5 protein-coding genes and 1 pseudogene are annotated in these 5,669 nt (G+C 69.2%); all 6 read left to right on the top strand.

All coding sequences use genetic code 11. The features are described 5' to 3' along the window. Positions 1–413, top strand: a pseudogene (locus ACXJKH_RS13265) (hypothetical protein); the annotation flags it as partial. Positions 414–532: 119 nt separating this feature from the next. Next, on the top strand, positions 533–1,540 hold the full coding sequence (locus ACXJKH_RS13260; RefSeq protein ID WP_457319923.1) for an alpha/beta hydrolase: 1,008 nt from the start codon (positions 533–535) through the stop codon (positions 1,538–1,540). Between the two features lie 128 nt (positions 1,541–1,668). Then, positions 1,669–3,045 carry a YncE family protein gene (locus ACXJKH_RS13255; protein WP_457319921.1) on the top strand — a complete coding sequence of 459 codons (1,377 nt, stop codon included), beginning with the start codon at positions 1,669–1,671 and terminating at the stop codon, positions 3,043–3,045. A 47-nt stretch (positions 3,046–3,092) separates the two neighbouring features. Continuing rightward, complete coding sequence (locus ACXJKH_RS13250) at positions 3,093–4,139, top strand: heme/hemin ABC transporter substrate-binding protein (protein WP_457319919.1); 1,047 nt, start codon at positions 3,093–3,095, stop codon at positions 4,137–4,139. Further along, positions 4,136–5,179, top strand: a complete 1,044-nt coding sequence (locus tag ACXJKH_RS13245; RefSeq protein WP_256776733.1) for a FecCD family ABC transporter permease — start codon at positions 4,136–4,138, stop codon at positions 5,177–5,179. Before ACXJKH_RS13250 ends, ACXJKH_RS13245 begins: the two co-directional genes overlap by 4 nt. Beyond that, positions 5,176–5,669: ABC transporter ATP-binding protein (locus ACXJKH_RS13240; RefSeq protein ID WP_457319916.1), on the top strand; the 494-nt coding region annotated here is incomplete at its 3' end. The genes ACXJKH_RS13245 and ACXJKH_RS13240, both read left to right, overlap by 4 nt.

Raw genomic sequence — 5,669 nt, 5'->3', positions numbered from 1 at the left:
CGCTGACCGGCGTGGCGATGGTGCAGGGCGTGATCGGCGAGGGCTGGCAGCTGCCGGCGTCCGCCGCGCCGGTGTCCTCGACCGGCAGCAACGCCTGGGCCTATGGCCGCGAACAGTTCGACATCACCACCCGTCAGGTGGCGGGACAGGGGCTGCAGGTGCGGACGGTCAAAACCTCGAACGGTGCCACGCCGCACACCCCGGACCCGGCGGCAACCTTCAGCACCGACGACGATCGCGCGGCGCGCCTGGCCGAGCTCGAACCGGTGGGCGCCTGGCGTGAACTGGTGATCGCCGACGGCGAGCGCCCGGCGTCCTTGCCGGCGGACATGTCGCTGAAGGGCTGGTTTTCCAGTAGTGCGCAGGGCGCGGTGGCGACGGTCGGCGACGCGCGGCGCAACTGCAAGGAATGAAGCGGCCTCGACGGCGCCTGCCCATTGATCTATGTGATAAGCATTCGCATTTAGGGTAGACTGCGTCGTCCCCCTGTGAAGCGGGCTGTGCGGCGCCACGCCGCTGCCCCTGAGTACCCATGACGTTGTCCTTCGCGGCCCGCCGCCGATCGTCCGCCCTGCTGCCGCTGGCCGGCCTGATGCTCAGCCTGGCCTGCGCGATGCCGAGTGCGTCGGCGCAGCAGCGCAATCCGCAGCAGCGGGTAGGCGAGACGATCTTCGTGCAGAAGGCCGAGCGCTACCGCTTCGAGCGATTTACCCTGGACAGCCCGGACGGGCAGCGCCGCTGGCAGGTCAACGTCGGTATTCCCGTGCGAAGCGGCAAGGTGCCGGCACCGGTGCTGTACATGCTCGATGGCAACGCGGCGGCGATGGTGATGGACCAGCCGCTGCTTGCCGAACTCGCGGCCAAGGCCGCGCCGGTGCTGGTGTTCATCGGTTATGACAACGACCTGCGCATCGATTCGCCGGCGCGCACCACCGATTACACCGCATGGATCGACCGCGCCGACGATGAGGATGGCACGCCGACGGTGGTCGGCGGGGGCGCGTTCGCGTTCCAGGACCTGATCGAACGGCGGATCAAGCCGGAGGTGGAGAGGCGCGCCAACATCGACCGCCAGCAGCAGGCGCTGTGGGGCCATTCGTTGGGTGGGCTGTTCGTGCTGAGCAGCCTGTACACCCGGCCCGCCGCGTTCCAGTACTACCTCTCGGCGAGCCCGTCGCTGTGGTGGAACCGGGGCGCGCCGCTGGGCGACATGGAGCAGCAGTTCCTGGAGAACCAGCACGGCCAGCCTGCGAAGGTGTGGGTGATGCTGGGCGGCGCAGAGCGCATCGGTGACCGCGGCAACCGCGATATGAACAACCCGCGTGTGGTCGCGCATCTGCGCCGCATTGGCGGCGCCACGCCGGATGCGGCGATGCAGTTGTCGCAGCGCCTGGCCAAGGTGCCCGGGCTGGACGTGCACTACCGCGAGTTCGATGGCCTGGGCCACGGCCCGATGCTGTCCGCGTCGTTGCAGGCGACGTTGAGCGTGCTGTACGGCGTGACCGACCGCAGCCTGACCGCTGCTGCTGCGCAGCCCTGATCGTTTCTCGACATTCCGCACGCCACGCGCGTGCAACCCGCTACCCAGGCTTCTTGTGCGGCATCGCACCGGCCCAGGCAACCGATGATCCACCGCGCACCGCGCGGTACCCGTGCAAGGAGCCTGTCATGTCGTTCCGTTCTTCATTCCGTCTCACCACCCTGGCCGCTGGTCTGCTGCTGGCCGTCGCCGGCCACGCGCAGCCGGTGTTCGACCAGCCCGCCAGTGTGTTCAAGGGTAGCGTCGTCTCGCGGGGTGAGAATGTCGTCCCCGGCAGCACGGCCGAGGTGGTCGGCCGCGGCTTCGTGCCGGGCCAGCAGGTCAGCCTGGTGCGCGGTGAAACCGTGCTCAACGGCCAGCCGTTGATTGTCGATGCGGACGGCAACTTCACCACCCGGTTGCAGATCCCCGCCGACGCGGTGCCGGGCACGCATCCGGTGGTGGTACGCGCCAGCCAGCCGGCGGCCGCTGCGGTGCTCAATCTGCGCGTGTCGCCACAGCTGCCGCTGTCGGGGCAGGAGCGTTTCTCCACCCAGTCCAACAAGCTCGTGCAGGGCCTCTATCAGTCGGCTTACAGCCCCAAGAGCAACGCGGTATTTGTGACTTCTGCAGTGGGCCGCCCACCGGTGACCCAGTCGCAGCTGCTCAAGGTCGACCCGAAGACGCTGAAGGTAATCCAGGCGATCACGCCGGCGCCGGTGCCCGATGCCAAGGGGGGCAGTGTGTTCGCGGTGTACGGCGTGGGTGTGGACGATGCCAACGGCAACGTGTGGGTGAGCAACACCCGCCAGGACACGCTGGCGGTGTATCGCCAGTCGGATCTGTCGCTGGTGCACCAGTTCCCGGTCGGCGCCGTGCCGCACGCGCGTGACGTGGTGGTGGATGCCAGACACGGCAAGGTGTTTGCCTCGGCCACGGGTGAGGACCATCTGTCGGTGTTCGACGCGAAGACGCTCAAGCCGCTCGAACCGATCGCGCTGGCCTCGGGCGTGGACGACGAAAAATTCGTCCCGATGAGCCTGGTGCTGGATGACGCCAGCGGCAAGCTGTTCACGGTGAGCATTGGCACCCCGGAAGCGGCGGTGATCGATGTGGCCACGGGCAAGGTGGACAAGGTCATCGACCTGGGCAATTCGATCAGTGCCTCGGGCGTGGCCTTCGATGCGCAGCAGAACCAGTTGTATGTGGCCTCGCAGGGCACCGACAACCTGTTGATCGTGGATGTCGCCAGCGGCAAGGTGCTGCACGATGTGCCTGTCGGGGCCGGTGCGCTCAACGTCGCGTTCGATCCGAAGGCGGGGCTGGCGTATGTCACCAGCCGCGGTGCCGGCACTGTCTCCGTGGTCGACCGCAGCGGCAAGGTGGTGGGCAATCTGGACGGCGGCACGTTCCCCAACCATGTGCGCGCCGATGGCAAGGGCAACGTGTTCGCGGTGAACAAGTCGCGCGGCACCGACGATGCCAAGGGCGACCGGATCACCCGTATCGCGCCGCGCCAGCCGTAATCCACCGGGCAGGGCGGCCGCCGGTCGTCCTGCCGAAGGAGCAATGAATGAAAACGAGGGTATCCCTGCGGCTCTTGCCGCTCGCGATGACAATGGCCTTGGCAGCGTGCAGTGGCCCGGCTACCCCGCCGGCCGGTGAAGCGAACGCACCGACGGCGGCAACGGACGCTGCAACGCCGTCGGTCGGTACGCTGCCGGCCGGGTGGACCCGCGTGGATGGCGGCGCACTGCCGCGCCTGGTCGGGCAGTCCGCTGTGTTGCCGGCGACCGTGCGCTCCGATGACGGTGCCGAGGTCGAGGTGGACGACACCGGTCGCATCATCGTCGGTGGCGATGACGTGATCGCGGTGATCGATGCGTTGGGGCTGGGCAGGCAGGTGTTCGCCGCGCCCAAGAACACCACCACCGATTCCGGCCGCGCCGCACCACATCAGTTCCTGTTCAACCGCACCACCGGCGTGGAAGGCGTACTGAGCCTGCAGGGCTCGCTGTTCCTGGGCAACAGCCTGCGCCGGCATACCGAACTGGCGCAGAAACTGCGCGCGGTGGGCGAGCCGGCGGTGGTGGTCGATGACCTGCAACCGGCCCCGGACAAGGTGCGCAAGATCGCTGCCGCACTCGGCCTGGCCGCCGCCGGCGAGCAACTGGGCACGCAGGTGCAGCAGCAGCTGGATGAGGCTGCCGCGATCGGCAAGAGCATCGGTCGTGCGCCGCGCGTGATCCATGTGTCGGCCACCGGCGCTGGCGGCGCGCCGACCGTGGCCGGCGCGGACAGTGCATCCGCCAAGCTGATCGCCCTGGCGGGTGGTCTGAACATCGGCACCGAAGCCGGCGTGGCGAACTATTCGGCGCTGAGCAACGAGGGCGTGGTGGCGGCGGCACCGGAGGTGATCCTGGTGACCGAGCACGACCTGGCGCTGTTTGGCGGCGCCGAGGGCCTGTGGAAGGCCTATCCCACCCTGAAGCAGACCCCGGCCGGCCAGGCCAACCGGGTCTGGGTGATGCCGGACGTGCAGCTCAAGTACGCCAGCGTCGGCTCCGGCGTGGGCGCGCTGGCGCTGGCCAAGGCGTTGGCGGCGCTGCCGCCGGCATGAGTCCGGCCGATCGCCGCCGTCGACGTGGTCGCGGGATGCTGCTGCTGGCTGCCGCAGTGCTGCTGCTGGCGGTGCTGGCCTCGTTCGCGGTCGGGCCGTTGCGGCTGCCACCGTTGGAGGTGCTGCAGGCCATCGGAGTGAAGCTGGGACTGGTGGAGCCGCATGCAGTCAGCCGCCGTGATCTGGCGGTGGTCTGGCAGCTGCGCATTCCGCGCGCGTTGCTGGGAGCGATGGTGGGTGCGGCGCTGGCGATGGCCGGCGCCAGCCTGCAGGGGTTGTTCGGCAATCCGCTGGCCGATCCGGGCATCGTTGGCGTCAGCCAGGGCGCAGCACTGGGTGCAGTGGCGGCGATCGTCTTGGGCGCGGCCGGTGCCGCCGGCTGGATCGTGCCGGTGGCGGCCTTCGCAGGGGCAACGCTGGCGATCAGCCTGACCTACGCGTTGGCCAGGCCTGGCAAGGGCAGTGGCAATGCCACCCTGCTGCTGGTCGGCATCGCGATGGCGGCGTTCTGCTCGGCGTTGATCGGCTTTCTTACCTATATCGCCAGCGAGAGTGAACTGCAGTCGCTGGTGTTCTGGCAGATGGGCTCGCTGGCACGCGCGAGCTGGTCGGATGTGATCGCGGTGGCGCCGCTGTTCGCGATCGGGGTATTCGCGTTGCGGCGGCTGGCCACGCCGCTGGACATGCTGGCGCTGGGCGAGCGCCAGGCGCAGCACCTGGGCCTGGACGTGGCGCGCACGCGGCGCCGGCTGGTCGCCTTCAGCGCGCTGCTGGTGGGTGCGGCGGTGGCGTTCGCAGGTTCGGTGAGCTTTGTCGGGTTGGTGGTGCCGCACGTGGCACGCATGCTGGTCGGCCCCGGGCACCGCTGGCTGCTGCCGGTGTCGGGGGTGCTGGGGGCGGTGCTTATCGTGATCGCCGATACCGCCGCACGTACGCTGGATCCGCCTGCGGAAATCCCGCTGGGTCTGTTCTCGGCGGCGCTGGGGGCGCCGTTCTTCCTGTGGCTGGTGCTGCAGCAGCGCCGCAAGGACACGCCATGAGCGTGTTGCTGCGCCTGCGCGGGGTAGTCGTGCGCCGCCAGCAGCGCGAGATCCTGCATGGCATCGCGCTGGATTTCGTGCCGGGCACGGTCACCGCGCTGGTCGGCCCGAACGGGGCGGGCAAGTCGACCCTGTTGGCGGTGGCGGCGGGCGACCTGCCTGCCGATGAAGGCGAGGTGCTGCTGCAGGGCAAGCCGTTGGCTGGCTACCGGGCCGGGCCGCTGGCACGCGAACGCGCGGTGATGCCGCAGGAACACGGCGTGCGCTTTGCCTTCAGCGTGGAAGAGGTGGTGGCGATGGGGCGGCTGCCGCATCCGCCGGATCCGGTGCTGGATGATCTCCAGGTGGAGCGCGCGATCGATGCGGCAGAACTGCAGGCGCTGCGTCAGCGCGAGGTGCAGCAGCTGTCCGGCGGTGAGTCGGCGCGTACCACGTTCGCGCGCGTGCTCGCCCAGCAGACGCCACTTGTGTTGTTGGACGAACCCACCGC

The organism is Stenotrophomonas sp. P5_B8 (assembly GCF_054049855.1).
The sequence above is the reverse complement of the archived record's forward strand: the minus strand, read 5'-3'. Positions and strand labels throughout refer to the sequence as shown.